This is a genomic window from Lyngbya sp. CCY1209 (assembly GCF_055795065.1).
This window is the reverse complement of record NZ_JAYFER010000680.1, coordinates 24098-46383: the sequence shown is the minus strand read 5'-3', so window position 1 is coordinate 46383 and position 22286 is coordinate 24098. Positions and strand designations below refer to the sequence as shown.

Here is a 22286-nt window from a genome sequence, read left to right as displayed (position 1 = left end):
GGGGGTGTGTGGCGATCGCGCGATCGCCACACACCCTGGCTGGCGAGCGACTGTTGAATCCGGAGATCTACGACATGGCAAAGAATATCGCAATTAACGGACTGGGAAGAATCGGGCGGGCAGTCCTCAAAATTGCCCACAAAAATCCGCAATTGGAAATCGTTGCAATCAACGATTTGGTTCCCCCGGAAACTTTGGCTTACTTATTAAAATACGATACCGTCTATGGCAGATACGAGGGCAGCGTCGAATCGACCAACGACAGTCTGATTCTCGACGGTAAACAGTATCCGGTGTACAGCGAAAAAGACCCGGAACAGCTCCCCTGGAGTTCCAAAAATGTCGATATTGTGCTGGAATGCACGGGCATTTTTACCAAAAAAGAGGGGTTGGAAAAACACCTGAAAGCTGGTGCAAAAGCAGTCATTTTATCCGCCCCCGCCAAAAGCGAGGGCATCCCCACAATCGTCCACGGCATCAACAAGCCAGACGAGAGCGATCGCATCATTTCCTGTGCCAGTTGTACCACCAATTGCGTCACCCCAGTATTTGAAATGGTCGGACGCCGCATCGGGGTTAAAAAGGCGATGATGACCACCGTCCACGCTTACACCTCCAGCCAATCTATTGTAGACGGTCCGAGCAAAAAATTGCGCCGGGGAAGGGCCGGTGCAGAAAATTTAGTCCCCACTTCTACAGGTGCGGCAAAAGCCACCACAAAAGTGCTCACCCAATACGAAAATAAATTCGATGGCGTAGCTGTCCGCGCCCCCGTCCCCGTCGGTTCCATCACCGACATCACCTTCGTGACGGAAAAACCGACTTCCGCCGAAGAAATTAACAGCATCTTTCGGGAGGAAGTCGATAGCGAAACCTACCGGGATATCGTCAGCATTTCCGAGGATGAAATCGTCTCCGCCGATATCGTCAAAGATCCCCACGCTTCCATCATCGACCTGACGATGACCCAGGTGGTGGACGGCGACCTGGTGAAGGTGATGAGTTGGTATGACAACGAGTGGGGTTATGCCAGCCAGATGGTGCGGGAAACGATGCGGATGCTGAAGGAATCCCCCGTTTTATCCGGGGCGAGCTAACTCTTTTTTAAATCCCCCCCGATCGCAGTTCGACAGGAGGAAATCACGAAATGTTTCCCATTCCCAAAATCAAAACTATAAAACTGCTGATATCCGGCTTTTTGGCGGTGACAGTTGCCTCGGTGTCGGCCGCCTGCGATCGCCGTCCGAGAGTCGGTGCCGAACCGAAGGTAATGGAAGAAACCCAGCAAGTCGAGTCCGTCGCCGCGATCGGGGAACCCGAGTTCACCGACTCGGAAATCACCGCCGCTATTAAGGGAGAATACGCCCTCAGCAACCACCTTTCCGGCTACGATGTTAACGTCGAAACTAACCAGGGCATCGTCATTTTATCCGGTGCCGTCGAAGATCTCCTCGCCCAAGAACGAGCCACCCGGATCGCCGAAACCGTCAAAGGGGTGCGATCGGTGGTCAACCGGGTTATCGTCGAACCGAGCGATCGCACCGATCTCGAAATTGCCGAAGACGTAAAAACCGCTTTGGAAGAAGATCCCGCCACGGAAGAATGGGCGATCGAAACTGCTGTAAATAATGGCGTCGTCTCCCTCTCCGGAACCGTGGATTCTTGGCAGGAAAAACAACTCGCCGCCCGCGTCGTCAAAGATGTCAAAGGGGTCAGAGAAGTTGACAACCAAATCCTCGTCACCTACGACGAAACTCGCGCCGATAGCGACATCGCCGCCGACATTCGCCAAGCCCTGAAATGGGATGCGCGGGTGGATGCCGCCCTAATCGATGTCAGCGTCGCCAACGACCAAGTGATCCTCAGCGGGACTGTGGGCAGCGCCTTCGAGAAATCCATCGCCGTCTCCGATGCCTACGTCGTCGGCGTCGATTCCGTGCTCGCCGAAACCCTGGATGTGGAGCCCTGGGCCGAAGATGAAAGCCTGCGGAAAGAGGCGATCGCGGACATCACCGATCCGAACCTCCGGGAAGCCATCAACGACGCCCTGAGGGCCGATCCCCGCGTGGCGGCGTTCAACGTCGATGCGGACGTCAGCAACGGCATCGTCACCCTGTCGGGCATCGTCGATAACCTGAAAGCCAAGCGGGCCGCGGCCCAGGATGCCGCCAACACCACGGGGGTTTTGGACGTCCGCAACGAAATTACCGTCGTCCCCCTCGACCCCCCCACGGACGGGGAAATCGCCGAAAATTTGAGAAATCGCATTTCCCGCAGTCCCTACATCGACGCCGAAGATGTCAACGTCTCCGTTGACGAGGGCATCGTCACCCTCAGCGGCACGGTCGATTCCTACTCGGAAAAATGGCGGGCGGGGGATCTGGCGACGCTGACGTTGGGCGTCACCGGCGCGATCAATAACCTGCAAATTGAAGGTCAACAATTGTCCTACGATCGCCCGTTTTACGACTGGGATGCTTTGGAAAATGGCGGCGACTACAGCCCCGCAGAAAAAGCCGATGCGGAACTCAAACAAGATATCGCCGACCAGATGGCTTGGTCGCCCTTTATCGACCGGGATGATATTAACATTTCCGTCAATAACGGCGTGGCAACCCTCACCGGAACCGTCGATTCCCGGTACGAACATACCCAAGTTTTGGAGGAAACCTACGAAGCTGGAGTTATCGGCGCGATCGATAAGTTGGATGTCGAACCGCGATCGGCATCGTAACCGCGATCGAGTAGCACGGGCATCCTGCCGGTGAAACATCACAAGCTAGAAGCTTGTGTTACCAAGTTATTTAAGGAAAAAATATGTCGGGTTCAAATTCTTATATTCGCTGGTTTGACGATCTCAACTCCGAAGATGTCGCCGCCGTGGGAGGAAAAAATGCCTCCTTGGGCGAGATGATTCAGAGTTTGAAAGAAAAACAGATTCGGGTTCCCGACGGTTTCGCGACCACGGCAACAGCCTATCGGGAATTTTTGGACGAAAACGAAATCACCGATAAAATTAAGGCAGAAATCGACAAACTCCACGACGAATCCGCACCTTTGGAAGAAGTCGGAAAGTCGATCCGGGGGTTATTTAAAAAGTCGAAATTTCCCGATCGCATCGCCGAGGACATCAAAAGCGCCTACCGGGAAATGAGCGATCGCTACGATACAAAATCCGTGGATGTCGCCGCCCGCAGCAGCGCCACCGCCGAAGATTTGCCGGACGCGAGTTTCGCCGGACAGCAAGAAACCTTCTTGAATCTGACCGGAGAAGACGAGGTTTTAAACGCCTGCCGGGACTGCTTCGCCTCCCTATTTACCGATCGCGCCATCAGCTACCGGGAAAGCCAGGGATTCGACCATTTAAAAGTCGCCCTCTCCGTGGGAATTCAAAAGATGGTACGGTCTGATTTGGCATCTTCCGGCGTCATGTTTTCCATCGATACGGAAACCGGATTTCCCCATGTCGTGGTCATTAATGGCGCTTGGGGATTGGGGGAAAATGTCGTGCAGGGCAGCGTCACACCGGACGAATTTCAGGTTTTTAAACCCCTACTGGATAACGAAAATTTGCAGCCGATTTTAGAAAAGCGGTTGGGGGAGAAACAGAAAAAAATGATCTACGCCAAGGGCGGGTCGAAGACGACAAAAAATGTCGAAACCTCCGAGGAAGAACGGCAACAATTCGTCATCGAAGATGAGGAAGCCCTGCAACTGGCGCGGTGGGCGACGACCATCGAATCCCACTATGGAAAAGCGATGGATATGGAGTGGGCGAAAGATGGGAAAAGCGGGGAATTGTTTATCGTCCAGGCCCGCCCGGAAACCGTGCAATCTCAGAAAGAGGCGGGTTCGCTGAAAACCTACAAATTGAAGGAAGAAGGAGAAAAAATACTGTCCGGGATCAGCATCGGAGAAGCGATCGCATCCGGGAAAGTTTGCCGGATCAAAAGTGCCGAAGAAATCGATAAATTTGAACCGGATTCCATCCTGGTGACGGGGATGACCGATCCGGACTGGGTGCCGATCATGAAACAGGCCGCGGCTATCGTAACCGATCGCGGCGGGAGGACCTGCCACGCGGCGATCGTCAGCCGGGAATTGGGGATTCCGGCGATCGTCGGCACCGGATCGGGGACGCAAGAATTGCGGGGCGATCGCGAGATCACCGTGTCCTGTGCGGAGGGCGATCGGGGTTTCGTTTACGACGGTATTTTAGACTTTGAAACCGCCGAAGTCAACCTGGAAGATATCCCCAAAACCGACACCCAAATTATGATGAATATCGCCAGCCCCGCCGCGGCTTTCCGGTGGTGGCGGTTGCCCAGCGACGGCATCGGCTTGGCGCGGATGGAATTCATCATCAATAATACCATCAAAATCCACCCGATGGCGCTGGTTCACTTCGACAAAATCGAAGATAAAGACACCCGCAAAACCATCGAAAAATTGACCCGGGGCTACAGCGACAAAAGCGAATATTTCGTCGATCGCCTCGCCCGCGGCATCGCCAAAATCGCCGCCCCCCAATATCCGAATCCGGTCATCGTCCGCATGAGTGACTTCAAAACCAACGAATACGCGGATCTGATCGGCGGCGAACAATTTGAACCCGGAGAAGCCAACCCGATGCTGGGATTTCGGGGCGCCTCCCGCTACTACAGCGATCGCTACCGGGACGGTTTCGCCCTCGAATGTCGCGCCATCCAACGAGTCCGGCAGGCGATCGGTTTGAACCATGTGATTATCATGATTCCCTTCTGTCGAACTATCGAAGAAGCCGACCGCGTTTTGGAAGTTTTGGCCGACAACGGTTTGAAGCGCGGCGAAGACGGTTTGGAGGTTTATGTGATGTGCGAAATTCCCACCAACGTCGAACAGGCGGACGAGTTTTCCGAACGGTTCGACGGCTTCTCCATCGGGTCGAATGACCTGACCCAATTAGCCCTCGGAGTCGATCGCGATTCTTCCGAATTATCCCACCTTTTCGACGAACGCAACACCACCGTCAAACGGATGATCCGGCGACTGATCGAAACCGCCCACAAGTGCGATCGGAAAGTCGGAATTTGCGGACAGGCGCCCAGCGACTACCCCGACTTTGCCGCCTTCCTCGTCGAGTCCGGAATCGATTCAATTTCCCTCAATCCAGATAGCATCGTGGAGGTAAAAAACCGCATCGCAGACATGGAAAATTAACCCTTCGTAGTTCGGGCATCCTGCCCGATCGCACCCCCGGCAAGATGCCCGGGCTACACAGTTTATATTTAGGAGAATTAAATGATGGATATGATGGATATCACCACTGTCTGGGAAGATTTAGTTTGGGATAACGGCGGCAAAATCGTTTACCTGATCCTCGACGGCGTGGGGGGGCTAAAAGACCGCGATCGCGGCGGCACCGCCCTGCAAGTCGCCCACACCCCCAACTTAGATGAAATCGCCAAAAATTCCAGTTGCGGCTTACTCGAAATTGTCGGCCCCGGCATCACCCCCGGCAGCGGCCCCGGCCATCTATCTCTGTTCGGCTACGACCCGTTAAAATACCGGATCGGCCGCGGCGTCCTCTCCGCTTTAGGCATCGATTTCGACCTGCAAACCGGGGATGTCGCCGCCCGCGTCAACTTCGCCACCCGCGACACCGAGGGCAACATCAGCGATCGCCGCGCCGGACGCATCGAAACCGATTTAAACCGCCACCTGTGCGATAAAATCAACGAAAAAGTCAGCTTGGATTTTGAGGGAAAATTCTTCTTCAAAACCGTCAGCGAACACCGGGCCGTTTTCGTTCTCCGGGGAGACGGATTGAACGACAAATTGCCGGATACCGACCCCCAAAATATCGGCGTTCCCCCCATCGAACCCAAAGCCACTTCGGAAGACTCCAAAAAAACCGCCGATCTGGTGCGTAAATTTATCGATCGCGTCAACGCCGTCCTCGCCGACGAACAGCCCGCCAACACCATTTTGATGCGCGGATTTGAACGCTACGAACATTTGCCAAAACTGCGCGATCGCTTCCGGTTGAACGCCGTCTGCATCGCCGACTATCCCATGTATCGCGGCGTCAGCCGCCTGGTGGGAATGGATGTTTTACCTCACCCCGGCGGCATGAAACAGCGCTTTGAAACCCTCCAATCCTGTTACGGCGACGATTATAATTTCTACTTCCTCCACGTCAAACATTCCGACAGCGAAGGGGAAGACGAAGACTTCGACGGAAAAGTTGACGTCCTCGAAGCCGTTGATCGCCTGATCCCCAAAATTACCGACCTCAACCCCGATGTCCTCGTCGTCAGCGCCGACCACTCCACCCCCGCCGTCATGGGGCGCCACAGTTGGCATCCCGTCCCGGCGATGATCCAAGCCGAAACCGCCCGCGTGGACGACGTTTCCCGGTTCGACGAATACTCCTGCGGCCAGGGACTCCTGGGATTGCGCCCCGGCACCCACCTGATGGGACTCGCCCTCGCCCACGCCGGACGCCTGCAAAAATTCGGCGCCTGATCGTTCTCTTTTGTAGCACGATGGGTAACAATGCGGCGACGCTGGTATACCTGGCAAATCAGGCCTGTACGACCCCCCACGTCTGGCCGAGTCGGTGCGATCGCCCCCGTTACCCCGATCGCGTCATTTTCGACCTCGACCCTCCAGGAGACGATTTGGGGTGTAGGGTGTGGGGTGGATTGGATCGAGAAACCGGGTTTCTGCGAGAATCTCGAATTCTCACCCAAGTTATTAGATAGAAACCCGGTTTCTTTGCCACCTGTAATATCTCGCGATTACTTCTCAGGGTAGACGTATCGACGGTTCGATTAACTTAGTCTGAAGCCAGGGAATATTTTTCTGTCAATTTATACACAATTTTTTGTGAAAAATTGAGAATTTTCCCGGAATTTAAGACGTATTTTGAGAACATCGATTATGACGGCACAACGCACGAAAAGACCGCCCCAGCACCAAGACCAAGTTCCCGGGCGCGAAGGGGAGATGGCACCCCGTCCGATAACGGATGATGCCGATTATAAGGGCAGCGACAAATTGCGCGATCGCGTCGCGGTGATCACCGGCGGCGACAGCGGGATCGGCCGTTCCGTGGCGACCCTTTACGCCAAAGAGGGGGCGGACGTGGCGATCGTTTACCTGGAAGAAAACGAAGATGCACAAGAGATCAAAGAACGCATCGAAGCGATCGGCCGGAAATGCCTGTTAATTGCCGGGGATATCAGCGAAGAATCGTTCTGTAAAGAGGCGATCGAAAAGACGGTCGAAGAATTCGGGCGGCTCGATATTGTGGTCAACAATGCCGGCGAACATTTCCCCCAAGAGAACTTGGAAGACATCAGCGAAGAACAGTTGGATCGCACCTTCCGCACCAACATTTATTCGATGTTTTTCATAACAAAAGCAGCCCTTCCCCATATGCAAGAAGGTAGCGCGATCGTCAATACCACATCCGTCACCGCCTATCGCGGCAGTTCCGGCTTGCTGGATTATTCCTCGACAAAAGGCGCGATCGTCGCCTTCACGCGATCGCTCGCCACGAATTTAGCCGACCGAGGAATCCGCGTCAACGGCGTCGCACCTGGCCCCGTCTGGACACCTCTGATCCCCTCTTCCTACGGCGAAGACAAGGTGGAAACCTTCGGCCAAAAAGTGCCGCTGGGACGGGCCGGACAACCCATCGAAATCGCCCCCAGCTACGTCTTTTTGGCTTCCAAAGATGCCGCCTACATGACGGGTCAGGTACTGCACCCCAACGGCGGCGAAATCATCAACGCCTGATACGCGGGAGTCGGGAAAAGGGGGGAGAACTGGACTCAAAGTCCCCCTTTTTAATGGGAATAATGGTGGCTCTTTCGTCCTCGGGCAAGGTTGAGATCCCCCCCAGCCCCCCTTGGTAAGGGGGGAGAATTGGACTCAAAGTCCCCCTTTTTAAGGGAGGAGAATTGGTTTCAAAGTCCCCCTTTTTAAGGGGGATAATGGGGGATCTCCGTGCCTCTGTGGTGAATTTACACCGTACTATAACTCATCGCCTCCGCCCGATGTTTTTGCAATGTCGTTTCCGGCAGCGGGCCCTGCAAGTGACTCCAGGGTAAAACCTGGTCTAAATCCCAATCTTGATGGACGTAAAAATCTTGTCCGGGAAGCTGCCCCCGCAACTCTTTAAACGCCCGCCGATAGCTTCCGGGCGTGTCCCCGTAGTGCCGCACTTTTTCCAGCAAATAAGATAACCGCCGATCGCCCCTCGAAATCAACCCTTGAATCACCGACCAGCGGTAACTCTCCGGGCGAAAATCCATGCCGTGCGATCGCAGTTGTTTCTCCAAAAATTTCAATCGTTTCTCAGCCTGTTTGTTGACCCCGAACCACTGAAACGGCGTGTGGGACTTCGGCACGAACGTGCTGCAACCGAGGGTGAGACGCAAACCGGGGGCTGCTTTTTTGATCGCCTTCATCATCGCCACGGTTTCTTCCAAATCCTCCGGTTCTTCGCCGGGAATGCCCACCATCCCGTAAAGTTTTATCCCCTTCAATCCCCCCGCTTTGGCATTAATTGCCGCTTCGATAATTTCGTCATTCTCCAATTTTTTGTTGATAATTTTCCGCAGGCGATCGCTCCCACTTTCCACCGCGATCGTGATGCTGCGGGTGTCCCGTTTCGCCAACGTTTCCGCCAGTTTTACGGTGACAGTATTTGTCCGCACCGAAGCCAAACTCAACCGCACGTCATCATATTTCGGCCGTCCGAGATAATCTAAAAGTTCTTCAAATTGGGGATGCTGCGTGACCGATGCCCCCAACAAACCCAGCCGTTTTGTCACGCTAAGACCCCTATCGATCGCCGGAATTAAAGAGTCTTCGATGCTGGCAGATCGGAAGGGGAGGGTCAGATAACTGGCGAGGCAAAAGCGGCACATTTCCGGACAACTGCGAACCACTTCCACCATGTAGATATTTTCCCACGCCGCCAACTCCGTCACCACCGTCGAGGCGGAGAGGACGTTTCCCCGGTAGGTTTGCTTTTTTACTTGCGGAGGAATATCGCCGTCAACGGGTTCGATAGAGGCGATCGCACCGTCCGGACCGGTGTAAGTGACGTGATACAAACTGGGGATATAAACCCCCGGAATTGTGGCGAGGTGGCGTAATTTTGTATCGCGATTTGCTCGTCTAACTTCCCGATAAGCGGTGATAAAATTGGGCAATAAATCTTCCCCGTCCCCCAATAAAATAACGTCGAAAAAGTCCGCGAAAGGTTCAGGATTCGCCGTCAACACCGGCCCGCCGCCGAAAATCAGCGGGTGAGAGTCGTCGCGATCGCGCGATCGGATGGGAATATTTAACCCCTCCAACTGCGACAAAATATTCACATAATCCAACTCCCAAGACAGGGAAAATCCCAGCAATTCCGGATGTTGGGGAAGCGGTTCCCGCCAGTCGGTAAACAGGCGACTCACCGCCACATCAGAACGCAGGGCCAAAGTCGCCCAAACCACCTGATATCCGAGGCTGGTAATTCCCACGCTATATTCGTTGGGAAACGCAAAAATAACGGGGATGGCGTCGGGTTCGGGAGTCGCCGGGGTAAACAGCAAACGTTCGCGATCGAAAGCGGAAACAGTCACGGGATAAAAGCTCGATAAATTGACATCTGGGGCGCCGGGTTCAGTGATATTTTAGCTTAAACCAGAGGATCGTCGAGGCGAGAATGAAAGTGGCGATATTCGTCAGCAGGACGGGAAGATCGCGAACCAGAGTCCCGTACACGATCCACAGAAACACCCCCGTACAGAAAATCACGAACATCCCCAAAGAGACATCGCGGGTAGATTTGGTTTTCCAAGTTTTGAGGGCCTGGGGGAGGAAGGCGATCGTCGTCAACATTCCCGCCAGCAGTCCGATTCCGGTAATCACGTTCATGGATAGATTCATAAATCGTCTCTGATGTTATAGCAATTGTTTCAAAAAACAGACGTAGAAGAGGACACCCCCACCCATCCCCAAAAATCCTTTCGCAAACAAGCGATCGCTTAAATCTGCGAAAATCTGCGTCATCTGCGGATCAAAAGAAAATCCCACTCACAAACGAGCGGGATCGGAGCAAATTTGAGCATTTAAGCTCTCAATGTGAGGGGTTTTCCTACATAGAGGATCCTACGCCGACGTAAGCTCCGTAGAAAAACAGACCGACGACAACGAGAACGCCCGTTCCGGCGATCGTTGCCACCAACCAAAGGGGAAGTTTAGCGTCTCCAGACACGGTTTTGTACCTCTCTCTTCAAAAATCAACTGACTGCACGGAAAACGGTCAAATTTTAAGGCAATTGCCAGTTAGTTAAAGAAGTAACTGGAAAATAGGATGCCGAGAACGAAAATGAGCAGCAAACCCAGATACAGAGAGGTTCTGTTTAATTCGACGGGCTGCTTGTTGGGATTAGAACTGCGATCCATAAATTCCTCCTATCGTTGAATGAACTGCATCGCGGCGATCGCGCCCAGGAAAAATACCGTGGGGACGGCGAGGGTGTGGACGGCCAGCCAGCGGACGGTAAAAATCGGATAACTTATCGGTTCGTTGGGATTTGCATTCGTCATTTTTTCGCGGTTCTCCTCAAAACTACTTACTTAATGAATTCGTCAATCTGTTTTTTGCTATCCAGGCGATCGGTGATGATCGGCAGCTCCTGACGCTCTTGAGTAAAATACTCATTGGGCCGGGGCGTACCGAAGGCATCGTAAGCCAGTCCGGTGCTGACGAACAACCAGCCAGCAATAAACAGAGCGGGAATCGTGATGCTATGAATCACCCAATAACGGACGCTGGTAACGATATCTCCAAACGGACGCTCTCCAGTGGTACCTGCCATTCAAATTGCTCCTGTAACCAAGTCAACAACGTATTCGGACTCTCGATCATATCTTATGATACGGGACGGAGGCATCGGTAACAAGTCAACTGAACCGACATTTGAAATCGACTTGTTTTTCCCTCAAACTGCCTCCGAGGGGGTTCCCGCATATCGGAGCAACGCCCCCTGTTGACCGAGTATAAATCCCCGGTCGGGATTCATGAACTCGATGCGGTAAAAGTTGGCGGGAACGTCCTCGACCCCGCGATCTTTTTTCCAGGTTTCACCCCCGTCAAAACTGCACAGGAGATTGCCGCTGCCGCCGCTGACCCAAATTTCCTCGGGGGTGCGGTAGGCCAGATCGAGCAGTCCCCAACTGGTGGCAAATTCCGGCTTGATCGGGTCGCTCCAGTTTTCCGGGTCCTCGGGATCGCTGAATCGGATTTCGCCGCCCCGGGCCAACATCCACAGGCGATCGTCCGGGGCGAAGCCAATTTTTTCCAGGCGTTTGGAACTGTAGCGGTTGTGGGGCGTCCAGGCTTTGTCCTCCCGTTCCCAAGTCGAGTAGAAGTTCCCCTTGGCGGAAACCGTGACGTACTCCCCTCCCTCGGAGCGGGACAGGCTGCGGATCACCCCGACCGCCTCTTCAACCAGGGCCTTCCAGTTTTGGCCCCCATCTTCGGTTTTGTAGATCGCCCCGACATTGGTGGTCATTTCAGCCGAGTTCGGCCCCACGGCGACAATGGTGTTGGGGGCGCCGGGCAGCTTGCTACTCAGGGCGATGCGAGTCCAGGACTGGCCTTCGTCGGTGGTGTGGAGCAAGACCGAAGGTTCCCCCACGATCCAGCCCTCGGAGCCTTTGAAGCTGACGGAGGTGAGCAGGAGATTTTCTTCGCCCAGGTCGAGCTGCTTGGTTTCCCAGGTTTTACCCCCATCTTGGCTTTCCAACAGGGTGCCGTCGCTGCCCACAACCCACCCGTGGTCCGAGCCGTCCACGAAGTCGATGTCCAACAGTTTGGCATCGGTGGCGACGGGAACCACTTCCCAGGGATTGTAACCCAGGTCTGCCGCGTAGTCACAACTCGCACAGAGCAAGGCGACGACGGTCAAAATGGCAATTTTTTTCAGAAATTTAGCGAATTGCATTTGATTCGATCGGTTTAAAGATTCCTTAACGCAAGGCGTACAAACTCATAAAAAACAAAAATCCCAAGGCGAGCCCGCCAAAAATGAGAAGATTTTTCTGCTGGGCGGTCAGCGTGTTGACTCCGAGGCCGAAGCCGAGATTTTCCTCAAATCCCGACGGCCCTTCCTTGGAGCCGATATTTCTGAATTGGCTCCGGGGCGCCCCGCAAACCGGACAGCGCCACCCCTTGGGCAAGTCTTCAAATTCGGTGCCGGGGGCAATGTCGCCCGACGAACTGCCTTTGGAGGGTTCGTAGACATAGCCACAGGCGTTGCACTCATAGCGATCCAGGGATTTGACTTCGGTGGCTTGCTCGCTCATAGTCTCGACCGGAGGGGAGTTAATTCTTAAAAGTCTATTACATAATATTACAGAACCTGAGAAAATTGAAGCCCGTCGGATGCGATCGCCCGCCCGAGGGCTCCCCGGCCCGGGGGATAGATTTATATAATTTGAAAAAACGCGCCACCCCGATGCGGCCAGACGGCCGGCACTGCACCGCCGGTCAGCCCCCGGAGCGTTGATGGCGCGGGTCCCCGAGTCCGGATGCAAATAGCGCTCTATCAAGTTTGGTGGTAAATTGAAGGCAATCGAACCTCGGTAGGGACGGGCGAGAATTGGGGTGCAGGGTGTGGGATGGCGGGGAAATTCCGACTCCCGACTCCCGAGTCCCAATTCCCGATCTCCCAAACCGCCAGTCTCGCACTGGAACACCCTTTGGAGAGATCGACCCGCGATCGCGGGTCGATCTCGCCGAAATAGAAATCCCGGGCCGCACCGAAACGGCCGGGGACAACGCCAGAACACTATAGCGCTCATTGAATTAACCGTGTTTGTCCTCAGTGGCTACGAATATTTCCTCGGCTTCCTGATCATTTGCAGCCTGGTTCCCCTCCTGGCTCTCGGAGCCTCCAAAATTGTCCGACCCAAAAGCCGCGGCGGTTCCCGCCGCACGACCTACGAATCCGGCTGCGAACCGATCGGAGGGGCCTGGATTCAGTTCAACATCCGCTACTATATGTTCGCCCTCGTCTTCGTCATTTTCGACGTGGAGACGGTGTTCCTCTATCCCTGGGCAGTAGCGTTTCACAAATTGGGGCTGCTGGCCTTCGTGGAAGCCCTGATTTTTATCACCATCCTCGTCATCGCTCTGGTTTACGCATGGCGCAAGGGTGCGTTGGAATGGTCGTAAATGGTTCATCAAAAATGACAACTCAAAGTCCCCTATCCGATAAAACAATTCTCAATCCCATCGAGCGGCCCCAGGTCACTCAGGAACTCTCCGAAAACGTCATTCTCACCACGGTAGACGACCTCTACAACTGGGCGAGACTCTCGAGCCTCTGGCCCCTGCTCTACGGGACGGCCTGCTGCTTCATCGAATTTGCCGGCCTGATCGGATCGCGGTTCGACTTCGATCGCTTCGGGTTAGTGCCCCGGTCGAGTCCCCGCCAAGCCGACCTGCTGATCACCGCCGGGACGATCACGATGAAATACGCCCCGGTCTTGGTGCGCCTGTACGAACAGATGCCCGAACCCAAATATGTGATCGCGATGGGAGCCTGCACCGTCACCGGCGGGATGTTCAGCATGGACTCCACCACCGCCGTCCGGGGTGTCGATAAACTGATCCCCGTGGACGTCTACATCCCCGGGTGTCCCCCCAGACCGGAAGCGATCATCGACGCGATTATCAAATTGCGGAAGAAGATCGCCAACGACTCCTTCCAAGAGCGGGGCAACCTGCAACAGACCCACCGCTACTACACGCGATCGCACCAGATGAAAGTGGTCGAACCGATTTTGACCGGCCAATACCTGGCCTCGGAAAGTCGCCAGGTGCCGCCCAAACAACTCACCGAGGCGATCGGGATGCCCGTCCCCCCCGCCCTGCAAGCCGATCCCGTCAAGAAGGAGGAACAGCGTGGCTGAAAACGAAACCGAAGCCCCCATCGTCGAAGCCGGCCCGGTGTCCAAATGGCTGAGTGAAAACGGCTTTGAACACGAATTTCTCGGCCCCAACCATGTCGGCGTCGAGATGGTGAAAGTCGATCGCGACTTTCTCATTCCCCTGGCTACCGCCCTCTACGCCTACGGCTTCAACTACCTGCGGTGCCAGTGCGCCTACGACGCGGGCCCGGGAGAAGATCTCGTCAGCACCTACCACCTGGCGAAAGTCGCCGACGACGTGGAACAACTCGAAGAAGTCTGCGTCAAAGTCTTCGTTCCCCGAAATGACCCCCGAGTTCCCTCCGTCTACTGGATTTGGAAGACGGCGGACTTCCAAGAACGGGAGTCCTATGATATGTATGGTATCGTCTACGAAGGCCACCCCAATCTCAAGCGCATTCTCATGCCGGAAGACTGGGTCGGCTGGCCCCTTCGCAAAGACTATATCTCGCCGGACTTCCACGAATTGCAAGATGCCTACTAGGGGGTTCCGGAGGCGGGGTTCTCGGGCGGCAACATGAAGGGTCATTCCGACGTTGGAGAATGGGAGATTGCCCCCGGGCAAATCCCAACTCCAAGGGGGATAAAATTGGGCATCCCCGGTTCAAAACCAAATTGCAATGTTTCTGGAAAGTCTGGTATATTTTCTTAGGCTCATGCTGTATTCAATGTGGTCTTAAGAATATGCACTCATAAGCGATCGAGTGTATTCTGTTCGGATTAAGTCGAGGAACAAGGACTTGGTCTTGCATAAACTGTCTTAGCCCAACATTTTGGTGGAGGAGTTCAAGCTAATGTCAAACCTTACAGGTACTAGTTTTCTAGATGTCAACGGTGACGGGGTACTCGGTCCCAACGACCAGAGACTGGCTGGCGCCACAGTATTTACCGATCTGGCTCCGTTCAATGCCGCCCTCGACGCGGGCGAGTTGAGCGGTGTCACCGATGCGAACGGAGGTTATACAATCGCCGGGTTGGAGGCTCTGGGGGCCGGGACGCCCTTCCAACTGCAACAAGCCCTGCCCGCCGGCGTGACGACCTCCGGGAGCAACCTGCCCGTCGATCTGAGCGTCCCCGCCGACCCGGCCGCCAACCTCGGTCCGATTCCCATCGTCAACAGCGTTTTCGTCCCCCCCGTCCCCCCCGTTCCACCGCCCACCGGTCTGGGTAACATCCAAGGGGTGACTTACGTCGATAACAACACCAACCGGATCTTCGATCTCGACGAACCCGTCGTCGGCGGCATTCCCCTGTTCCTTGATTTAGATAACAACGAAGTCCGGACGGCCAACGAACCCATTGCCGTCAGCCAACCCAGCGGGTTTTATTTCTTCAACAACCTCGTCCCCGGGACTTACCAAGTCAGACCGTTACTTCCCCTGAACGACCCCCCCTCCAGTGAGGAGCTGGCCCTGGTGGGGCTTCCGCCCATCACCCCCTTTGCCGAGGATTTCGAGGCCACCAATACCGTTCCGCAAGCAGTCACCGTTTTTGGCGGGGCGGTCACGTTCCAAGACCTCGGCTACGTCGTTCCCAACAGCATCTACGGTTTCGCGATCGAAGACCTCAACGGCAACGGCCTGGTCGATGCCGGGGAACCGGGAATTCCGGAAATTACGGTGACGGGCGGCGGACAAACCGCACTCACCGATCGCAACGGCTTGTACGTCCTCCAGGGCTTGGACACGGGCTTCGGTGAGATTTCCGATGAAGAGCGGGCTCAAAACCCCTATCTGCTCTACACCCTTGAGAATAATCCCGAACTGTTGGCGACCAGCTTCCCGGTGGAAGCCACCAGCCCCAGCAGCAGCGTCGTCCTGACCAATCCGCTCCCGGGGGTGAATGACTTTGACGTGGCTTTGCCTCCCGACCAGAGCGCTCAGAAGAACTTCTTCTTCAGCGTTTCCCCGGCTTTGATCGGAGGAGGTGGAGTCCCAGATACCGTCACCGGTTTCGTGTTCACCGATGTCAACATCGACAGCGGTTACCAGATTGGCGAACCCCTGATCGAAGGTGCCACGGTTTACATTGACATCAACAACAACGGACAGTTGGATAGCGGACCCCTGACGGTCTTCGATCCGGTGACGGGAACCGATATCATCGCCCGCGACGCCAACGGCAATCCCCTGCCCGCCGAGCCGAGTACGGTGACGCTCGAAGGTGGAAACTACGGAATCTTCGAGGTTTCCCGCTGGTTCTCTTCCACCGAGCTGTCCGCACCTCCGGTTCTCGTCGTCCGGGCTGAAGCCCCGGCTAACTTGCCCTTCCAGACCACCGCTCAACCCGTCATCGCGGGTGACGGCTTGGCACTTCTGGCCAGCAACGGTGCCTCCGGCGTGCCGTTCGGCTTCTCCGAGTTCCCCGTTCCCGTCGTGTAGGCGGCGGTGGAGACGGTCTCGGGCTTCCATCTGACCGGTATGACCCGATGAGCTTTCATCACCCCCGGCCGGAGTCAATCGGCCGGGGGTGATTTGTTGGGTCTCTGTGCGCCTTGCGATTTGGTATCAAAATACTCAGATTTTGTGGCGACGAACCATTATTCTGTAGGTAGGGGATTAATGGGAGTTTAAAAGGTTAAAAGTTGTCTGCACTCTCAACTGTCGAAACATTTCCCGCCACCGTCTTCACCCTGGACAATGGGCTGACCGTCATCCACCAAGAAATGCCGGCGACGCCCGTCGCGGTGGTCGATGTGTGGGTGAAGGCCGGCGCGACCCGGGAACCCGAACCCTGGTCGGGGATGGCCCACTTCCTGGAACACATGATTTTTAAAGGCACCGATCGCATCGCCCCCGGTTTGTTCGACTGGGCGATCGAGAGCCGGGGAGGAGTCGCCAACGCCGCCACGAGTCACGACTACGCCCACTTCTTCATCACTAGCGCCGCCCAATATTTGGAAGACACCCTGCACCCCCTGGCCGACCTGTTGCTGCACGCGGCCATCCCGGAGGACGAGTTCGCGCGGGAGCGGGCGGTGGTGTTGGAGGAACTGCACCAATCCCAGGATAGCCCCGATTGGGTGGAATTTCAGGCGATGATGGAGACGCTGTATCCCAATCACCCCTACGGGCGATCGGTGTTGGGGACCGAAGAGACGCTGATGGCGCGATCGCCCGAAGAAATGCGCCGCTTCCACCGCTGCCACTACCAGCCCGAAAATATGGCCGTGGCGATCGTCGGAGGGGTGGACCAGGGGCGGGCGCGGGAGCTGGTGTCCCGGGCTTTCGGCTGCTTCAGCAAACCCGAAGATTGCCCGTCCACCAATGGAAACGGGGCCCCCCAACTCACCGGCATCCGCCACGAAGAATTGTTGCTCCCCAACGTGGAACAGGCCCGGATGACTATGGCTTGGTCGGGGCCGGGGGTGGAAAATCTGCGCCACGGCTACGGTTTAGACCTGCTGTCGGTGCTGCTGGCCGAGGGGCGAACCTCCCGGCTGGTGCAACTGCTGCGGGAAGATCGGCAGTTGGTGCACGGCTTGAGCAGCGGTTTCTCCCTGCAACAGGAGTCCAGCCTGTTCACCATCAACGCCACCCTGGAATGGGAAAATGTCGAAGAGGTGGAATACCTGATCTGCGAGTGTCTGGCCGAGATCGGCGATCGCCCCCTCGCCCCGGCCGAACTCGATCGCGGCAAGCGACTCCTCTGCAACGACTACGCCTTTTCCACCGAAACCCCGGGACAACTCGCCGGTTTGTACGGCTACTACTTCACCGTCGCCCAACCAGAACTCTCCGTCACCTATCCCCGACAGATCCAATCCCTCAACGCGGCCGAATTGCAGCAGATCGCCAAAACCCACATTAGCCCGGAACGGTACGTCATGACAGTGGTGAAACCGCTTTTATAATTAATAATTAATAATTAATAATTAATAATTGAAGGAACGGGTGGGCAACCGGGGACGGTTGCCCCTACACATTTGATTCCCGATACAATAAAGGTGGGCAACCGGGGACGGTTGCCCCTACACATTTGATTCCCGATTCCCGATTCCCGATTCCCGATTCCCGATTCCCGATTCCCGATTCCCGATTCCCGATTCCCTACACCCTACACCCTTCCCGATACAATAAAGGCTGTTGTCCTGACGTGCGATCGCATACCATGTCCATCTCCTCGAACTGCCCGTTTCCCCCGGAAGAAATCGCCGCCGAAGGCCTGAAGCCGGAAGAATACCAAGAAATCGTCAACCGTTTGGGACGGCATCCCAACAAAGCCGAACTGGGGATGTTCGGGGTGATGTGGAGCGAACACTGCTGCTACAAAAACTCCCGCCCCCTCCTGAAACAGTTCCCTACCGAGGGCGATCGCATTTTGGTCGGCCCCGGGGAAAACGCCGGGGTGGTGGACTTCGGCGACGGACTGCGGCTGGCCTTCAAAATCGAATCCCACAACCACCCGTCCGCGATCGAACCCTTCCAGGGCGCCACCACCGGCGTCGGGGGCATCCTGCGGGACATCTTCACGATGGGCGCCCGCCCCGTCGCCGTATTGAACGCCCTCCGCTTCGGTTCCCTGGAAAATCCCCGCACCCGGCAAATTTTCCAGGGCGTCGTCGCCGGTATCGCCAACTACGGCAACTGCTTCGGCGTGCCCACCGTCGGGGGCGATGTCTATTTTGACCCCGCCTACACCGGCAACCCCCTCGTCAACGCCATGGCGATCGGAATCATGGAAACCCCCGATATCGTCAAATCCGGCGCCGCCGGCATCGGCAACCCCGTCTTGTACGTCGGTTCCACCACCGGACGGGACGGCATGGGCGGTGCCAGCTTCGCCAGCGCGGAACTCAGCGAAGAATCCGCCACCGATCGCCCCGCAGTCCAGGTCGGCGACCCCTTCCTGGAAAAATCCCTCGTCGAAGCCTGCCTGGAAGCCTTCAAAACCGGCGCCGTCGTCGCCGCCCAGGATATGGGAGCGGCGGGCATCACCTGTTCCACCTCGGAAATGGCGGCTAAAGGGGGCGTGGGGATTGAATTAGACCTGGATTTAATTCCGGTCCGGGAAACGGGCATGGTCCCCTACGAATATTTGCTCTCCGAATCCCAGGAGCGGATGTTGTTCGTCGTCCAAAAAGGCCGGGAACAGGAACTCATCGACATTTTCCACCGCTGGGGACTCCACGCTGTCGTTGCCGGAACGGTGATTGCGGAACCCATCGTCCGCATTTTATTCAAAAAAGAAATCGCCGCGGAAATCCCCGCCACCGCTTTGGCCGACAACACCCCCATCTACCACCGGGAACTCCCCCCGGAACTGCCGGAGTACGTCCAAAAAGCCCGGGCCTGGATGCCGGACACCCTGCCCCCCTGCACGACGTCGGGCATCGAACTGGCGGATGGGGTTTCGACCTGGAATCAAGTGTTGCTGACGCTGTTGGATACGCCCTCCATCGCCTCGAAAGCGTGGGTGTATCGCCAGTACGACCACCAGGTTCAGAACAACACCATCATCGTGCCGGGGGGGGCGGATGCGGCGGTGGTGCGGTTGCGTCCCCAGGGAGCGATAGGTGCGCGATCGCGGATCGCCACCCCCTCCCAAACTTGGCCGGGGGTGGCGGCAACGGTGGACTGCAATTCCCGCCACGTCTACCTCGACCCCTACGAAGGGGCGAAGGGGGTGGTGGCCGAAGCCGCCCGGAATTTGAGCTGCGTGGGGGCCGAACCCGTGGCGGTGACGGATAACCTCAATTTCGGCAGCCCGGAAAAAGCGATCGGATACTGGCAGTTGGCCCAGGCCTGTCGGGGCATTTCCGAGGGCTGTGAGGCGTTTTCGACTCCGGTGACGGGGGGGAACGTTTCCTTGTATAACGAGACGCTGGATGCGGACGGAAACCCCCAGGCGATCTATCCCACGCCGGTGGTGGGGATGGTGGGATTGATTCCCGACCCGGCCCAAGCCTGCGGCCAGAGTTGGCGGGAGGAGGGCGATTTGATCTACCTGCTGGGGGTGGCGAATTGGACGGACGACGATCGCAATTCTACCCACGTCACCCTGGGGGGGTCGGAATATTTGGCGACGGTACACGGTTTGGTGGCCGGAGAACCCCCCAAAGTGGATTTCGAGTTGGAACGGCGGGTTCAGGAGGCCTGTCGGACGGGGATTCGCCGGGGTTGGGTGCGATCGGCCCACGACTGTTCGGAAGGGGGTCTGGCGATCGCTTTGGCCGAATGTTGCATCGGCAACCGGCTGGGAGCTACCATTAACCTAGAATTAACTTCGGATTCCCCCGAACGGTGGGACGCCATCCTATTTGGAGAGGGGGGGGCCAGAATTTTGGTTTCGGTTCATCCCCGGCAGCAACGGGTTTGGGAGGATTATTTGCAAGAAATTTGGGGAAATCCTGGCCGGAACTGGCACCATTTGGGTACAGTAAATGCAGCGCTTTCCCCCCTGCGAATCGCGACATCTCATAACCTGACGTTAACTGAAGTCGGGATGTCCGAGATGTGCGATCGCTACGACGGGGCGATCGAGCGCCGTCTGACATAGTACAAACGCCTGTTGTGGGCGCGAATCCTCCCTTTGCTCATCGATTTGGCATCTCAGATTGAACGGTCAGTATCAGTCTTGTCTATGACAATCATCCGTTTTAACAATCTTTTTCGGGGGGCGAGCGATCGCGATCGGTGCGATACCGACCCCCCCCAAAAAAATTAAGAAATTGTTAAAATAAAAGCGGAGATTGTCCGAGACTGTCGCATTTTTTTAAGGTCCATTTCCGGTTCATCACAATCTGAATTCACGAGCTTTGCATCACCATGATTCCTAATAAGTCCCGCGCGATCGACGACCCCGGCCCCGCCGAATTGCACCCCGACAAACCGGAGGAAGCCTGCGGCGTTTTCGGGGTCTACGCTCCCGCCGAAGACGTCGCCAAACTCACTTATTTTGGTTTGTACGCCCTCCAACATCGAGGTCAGGAATCGGCAGGAATCGCCACCTTTGAAGGGGATCGCCTGCACTTGTACAAGAACATGGGATTGGTTTCCCAGGTCTTCAACGAATCGATTTTGCAGCAGTTGCCGGGGGATCTGGCGGTGGGCCACACCCGCTACTCGACCACCGGATCGAGCCGGGTGGTGAACGCCCAACCCGCCGTCGCCGAAACCCGCCTGGGGGCGGTTGCTGTAGCACACAACGGCAATTTGGTCAACGCCGCCGAGTTGCGAGAGGAGATGACCCGGCGGCAATTCGATTTTGTCAGCACGACGGATACCGAATTAATTGCACTGGCGATCGCTTCCGAGGTGAATCGCGGGAAAGATTGGTTGGAAGCCAGTATCACCGCCTTCGAGATGTGCGATGGAGCCTACAGTTTGGCGATCGGCACCCCGGCGGGATTGATGGGCGTCCGCGACCCCCACGGGATTCGCCCCCTGGTGATCGGCACCTTGGGAACCACCCCCCAGCGGTACGTCCTCGCCTCGGAAACCTGCGGGTTGGACATCATCGGCGCCGAATACCTGCGGGACGTGGAACCGGGGGAACTGGTTTGGATCACCGATGAAGGCATGGCGTCCTTCCACTGGAGTCAAAAACCCACCCGGAAATTGTGCGTATTTGAGATGATTTATTTCTCCCGGCCCGATAGCGTCGTGGAGGGAGAAACCCTGTACAGCTACCGCCTGCGGATTGGCCGGGTGTTGGCGAAGGAATCATGCGTCGATGCCGATATCGTCATCGGGGTTCCGGACTCGGGAATTCCCGCCGCGATCGGATTTTCCCAAGGGTCTGGCATCCCCTACGCCGAGGGGTTGATTAAAAACCGCTACGTCGGCCGCACGTTCATCCAACCCACCCAAAATATGCGGGAATCCGGCATCCGGATGAAGTTGAATCCCCTCAAAGACGTGTTGGACGGCAAGCGGGTGATCATGGTGGACGATTCCATCGTCCGGGGCACCACCAGCCGTAAAATCGTCAAGGCGCTGCGGGATGCGGGGGCGACGGAGGTACACATGAGGATTTCCTCTCCCCCCGTCACCCACCCCTGTTTCTACGGCATCGATACGGACAACCAAGATCAGTTGATCGCGGCGACCAAATCCGTCGAAGAAATTCAAGCTCAAATCGGGGTGGATTCTTTGGCGTATCTGAGTTGGGAAGGGATGCTGAATGCGACGAAAGAAGATCCCAACAGTTTCTGTTCGGCTTGCTTTACCGGAGATTATCCGATTGATGTACCTGAAACCGTGAAGCGTTCTAAATTGATGTTAGAACAGCCGATCGAGGTTTAATTCGGGTTGTTTTTAATTCATGTTCTGTCGGGGTAATTCGCAAATTGCCCC

The 22286-nt window shown here is 56.1% G+C and carries 21 protein-coding genes; 13 read left to right on the top strand and 8 right to left on the bottom strand.

Features of this window, described 5'->3' with window-relative positions; genetic code table 11:
• The 6 genes from gap to AC0QHF_RS28155 all read left to right on the top strand — a co-directional run.
• Positions 1–1097 (top strand): type I glyceraldehyde-3-phosphate dehydrogenase (gene gap, locus AC0QHF_RS28180; protein ID WP_324707604.1); only part of this gene is annotated, 1097 nt, incomplete at its 5' end.
• A gap of 50 nt (positions 1098–1147) precedes the next feature.
• The gene (locus AC0QHF_RS28175) at positions 1148–2734 is read left to right on the top strand and encodes a BON domain-containing protein (RefSeq protein ID WP_324707603.1); all 1587 of its coding nucleotides are present in this window, start codon (positions 1148–1150) and stop codon (positions 2732–2734) included.
• Between the two features lie 83 nt (positions 2735–2817).
• Positions 2818–5199, top strand: a complete 2382-nt coding sequence (ppsA, locus tag AC0QHF_RS28170; RefSeq protein ID WP_324707602.1) for a phosphoenolpyruvate synthase — start codon at positions 2818–2820, stop codon at positions 5197–5199.
• 81 nt (positions 5200–5280) lie between these two features.
• Positions 5281–6507, top strand: coding sequence for a 2,3-bisphosphoglycerate-independent phosphoglycerate mutase (locus AC0QHF_RS28165; RefSeq protein ID WP_324707601.1), 1227 nt, complete (start codon positions 5281–5283; stop codon positions 6505–6507).
• Between the two features lie 20 nt (positions 6508–6527).
• A complete protein-coding gene (gene ligD / locus AC0QHF_RS28160) occupies positions 6528–6746 on the top strand; it encodes a non-homologous end-joining DNA ligase LigD (protein ID WP_324707600.1) in 219 nt (72 codons plus the stop codon).
• 178 nt (positions 6747–6924) lie between these two features.
• Entirely contained in the window at positions 6925–7785 is an 861-nt protein-coding gene (locus AC0QHF_RS28155; RefSeq protein WP_324707599.1) for an SDR family oxidoreductase, read from the top strand.
• Positions 7786–8012: 227 nt separating this feature from the next.
• Here AC0QHF_RS28155 and AC0QHF_RS28150 read toward each other — a convergent pair whose 3' ends face one another.
• From AC0QHF_RS28150 to AC0QHF_RS28115, 8 genes are all read right to left on the bottom strand, one after another.
• Positions 8013–9629 (bottom strand): B12-binding domain-containing radical SAM protein, encoded by a 1617-nt coding sequence (locus tag AC0QHF_RS28150; RefSeq protein ID WP_324707598.1) that lies wholly within the window; start codon positions 9627–9629, stop codon positions 8013–8015.
• A 40-nt stretch (positions 9630–9669) separates the two neighbouring features.
• A complete protein-coding gene (locus AC0QHF_RS28145; protein WP_324707597.1) occupies positions 9670–9924 on the bottom strand; it encodes a SemiSWEET transporter in 255 nt (84 codons plus the stop codon).
• Positions 9925–10144: 220 nt separating this feature from the next.
• Complete coding sequence (locus tag AC0QHF_RS28140; protein ID WP_324707596.1) at positions 10145–10264, bottom strand: photosystem II reaction center protein J; 120 nt, start codon at positions 10262–10264, stop codon at positions 10145–10147.
• A 71-nt stretch (positions 10265–10335) separates the two neighbouring features.
• Positions 10336–10455 (bottom strand): photosystem II reaction center protein L, encoded by a 120-nt coding sequence (locus AC0QHF_RS28135; protein WP_324707595.1) that lies wholly within the window; start codon positions 10453–10455, stop codon positions 10336–10338.
• Between the two features lie 9 nt (positions 10456–10464).
• On the bottom strand, positions 10465–10599 hold the full coding sequence (gene psbF / locus AC0QHF_RS28130; RefSeq protein ID WP_324707594.1) for a cytochrome b559 subunit beta: 135 nt from the start codon (positions 10597–10599) through the stop codon (positions 10465–10467).
• 26 nt (positions 10600–10625) lie between these two features.
• A complete protein-coding gene (psbE, locus tag AC0QHF_RS28125; RefSeq protein ID WP_324707593.1) occupies positions 10626–10871 on the bottom strand; it encodes a cytochrome b559 subunit alpha in 246 nt (81 codons plus the stop codon).
• Positions 10872–10994: 123 nt separating this feature from the next.
• Positions 10995–11999 (bottom strand): photosynthesis system II assembly factor Ycf48, encoded by a 1005-nt coding sequence (locus tag AC0QHF_RS28120; protein WP_324707592.1) that lies wholly within the window; start codon positions 11997–11999, stop codon positions 10995–10997.
• Between the two features lie 25 nt (positions 12000–12024).
• Positions 12025–12360, bottom strand: a complete 336-nt coding sequence (locus AC0QHF_RS28115; protein ID WP_324707591.1) for a rubredoxin — start codon at positions 12358–12360, stop codon at positions 12025–12027.
• 508 nt (positions 12361–12868) lie between these two features.
• Here AC0QHF_RS28115 and ndhC point away from each other — a divergent pair.
• From ndhC to purF, 7 genes are all read left to right on the top strand, one after another.
• Positions 12869–13231, top strand: a complete 363-nt coding sequence (gene ndhC / locus AC0QHF_RS28110; RefSeq protein ID WP_324707590.1) for a photosynthetic/respiratory NAD(P)H-quinone oxidoreductase subunit C — start codon at positions 12869–12871, stop codon at positions 13229–13231.
• 14 nt (positions 13232–13245) lie between these two features.
• Positions 13246–13971 carry a photosynthetic/respiratory NAD(P)H-quinone oxidoreductase subunit K gene (ndhK, locus tag AC0QHF_RS28105; RefSeq protein WP_324707589.1) on the top strand — a complete coding sequence of 242 codons (726 nt, stop codon included), beginning with the start codon at positions 13246–13248 and terminating at the stop codon, positions 13969–13971.
• Positions 13964–14473, top strand: a complete 510-nt coding sequence (locus tag AC0QHF_RS28100) for an NAD(P)H-quinone oxidoreductase subunit J (RefSeq protein ID WP_324707588.1) — start codon at positions 13964–13966, stop codon at positions 14471–14473. Before ndhK ends, AC0QHF_RS28100 begins: the two co-directional genes overlap by 8 nt.
• Positions 14474–14783: 310 nt before the next feature.
• Positions 14784–16370, top strand: a complete 1587-nt coding sequence (locus tag AC0QHF_RS28095) for a Cna B-type (RefSeq protein ID WP_324707587.1) — start codon at positions 14784–14786, stop codon at positions 16368–16370.
• Positions 16371–16573: 203 nt separating this feature from the next.
• Positions 16574–17842: a M16 family metallopeptidase gene (locus AC0QHF_RS28090; RefSeq protein WP_324707586.1), complete on the top strand. Its 1269-nt coding sequence runs from the start codon at positions 16574–16576 to the stop codon at positions 17840–17842.
• 257 nt (positions 17843–18099) lie between these two features.
• A complete protein-coding gene (purL, locus tag AC0QHF_RS28085) occupies positions 18100–20487 on the top strand; it encodes a phosphoribosylformylglycinamidine synthase subunit PurL (protein ID WP_324707585.1) in 2388 nt (795 codons plus the stop codon).
• A gap of 269 nt (positions 20488–20756) precedes the next feature.
• On the top strand, positions 20757–22235 hold the full coding sequence (purF, locus tag AC0QHF_RS28080; RefSeq protein WP_324707584.1) for an amidophosphoribosyltransferase: 1479 nt from the start codon (positions 20757–20759) through the stop codon (positions 22233–22235).
• Positions 22236–22286: the final 51 nt, after the last annotated feature.

Excerpts from the sequence above, each read along its gene's own strand:
- purL (WP_324707585.1), top strand. The coding sequence starts at position 18,100 with ATGTCCATCTCCTCGAACTGCCCGTTTCCCCCGGAAGAAATCGCCGCC.
- ndhK (WP_324707589.1), top strand. The coding sequence starts at position 13,246 with ATGACAACTCAAAGTCCCCTATCCGATAAAACAATTCTCAATCCCATC.
- AC0QHF_RS28095 (WP_324707587.1), top strand. The coding sequence starts at position 14,784 with ATGTCAAACCTTACAGGTACTAGTTTTCTAGATGTCAACGGTGACGGG.
- psbE (WP_324707593.1), bottom strand. The coding sequence starts at position 10,871 with ATGGCAGGTACCACTGGAGAGCGTCCGTTTGGAGATATCGTTACCAGC.
- AC0QHF_RS28115 (WP_324707591.1), bottom strand. The coding sequence starts at position 12,360 with ATGAGCGAGCAAGCCACCGAAGTCAAATCCCTGGATCGCTATGAGTGC.
- ligD (WP_324707600.1), top strand. The coding sequence starts at position 6,528 with ATGGGTAACAATGCGGCGACGCTGGTATACCTGGCAAATCAGGCCTGT.
- AC0QHF_RS28145 (WP_324707597.1), bottom strand. The coding sequence starts at position 9,924 with ATGAACGTGATTACCGGAATCGGACTGCTGGCGGGAATGTTGACGACG.
- AC0QHF_RS28120 (WP_324707592.1), bottom strand. The coding sequence starts at position 11,999 with ATGCAATTCGCTAAATTTCTGAAAAAAATTGCCATTTTGACCGTCGTC.
- ppsA (WP_324707602.1), top strand. The coding sequence starts at position 2,818 with ATGTCGGGTTCAAATTCTTATATTCGCTGGTTTGACGATCTCAACTCC.
- psbF (WP_324707594.1), bottom strand. The coding sequence starts at position 10,599 with ATGACGAATGCAAATCCCAACGAACCGATAAGTTATCCGATTTTTACC.
- purF (WP_324707584.1), top strand. The coding sequence starts at position 20,757 with ATGATTCCTAATAAGTCCCGCGCGATCGACGACCCCGGCCCCGCCGAA.
- AC0QHF_RS28175 (WP_324707603.1), top strand. The coding sequence starts at position 1,148 with ATGTTTCCCATTCCCAAAATCAAAACTATAAAACTGCTGATATCCGGC.
- AC0QHF_RS28135 (WP_324707595.1), bottom strand. The coding sequence starts at position 10,455 with ATGGATCGCAGTTCTAATCCCAACAAGCAGCCCGTCGAATTAAACAGA.
- AC0QHF_RS28165 (WP_324707601.1), top strand. The coding sequence starts at position 5,281 with ATGATGGATATGATGGATATCACCACTGTCTGGGAAGATTTAGTTTGG.
- AC0QHF_RS28155 (WP_324707599.1), top strand. The coding sequence starts at position 6,925 with ATGACGGCACAACGCACGAAAAGACCGCCCCAGCACCAAGACCAAGTT.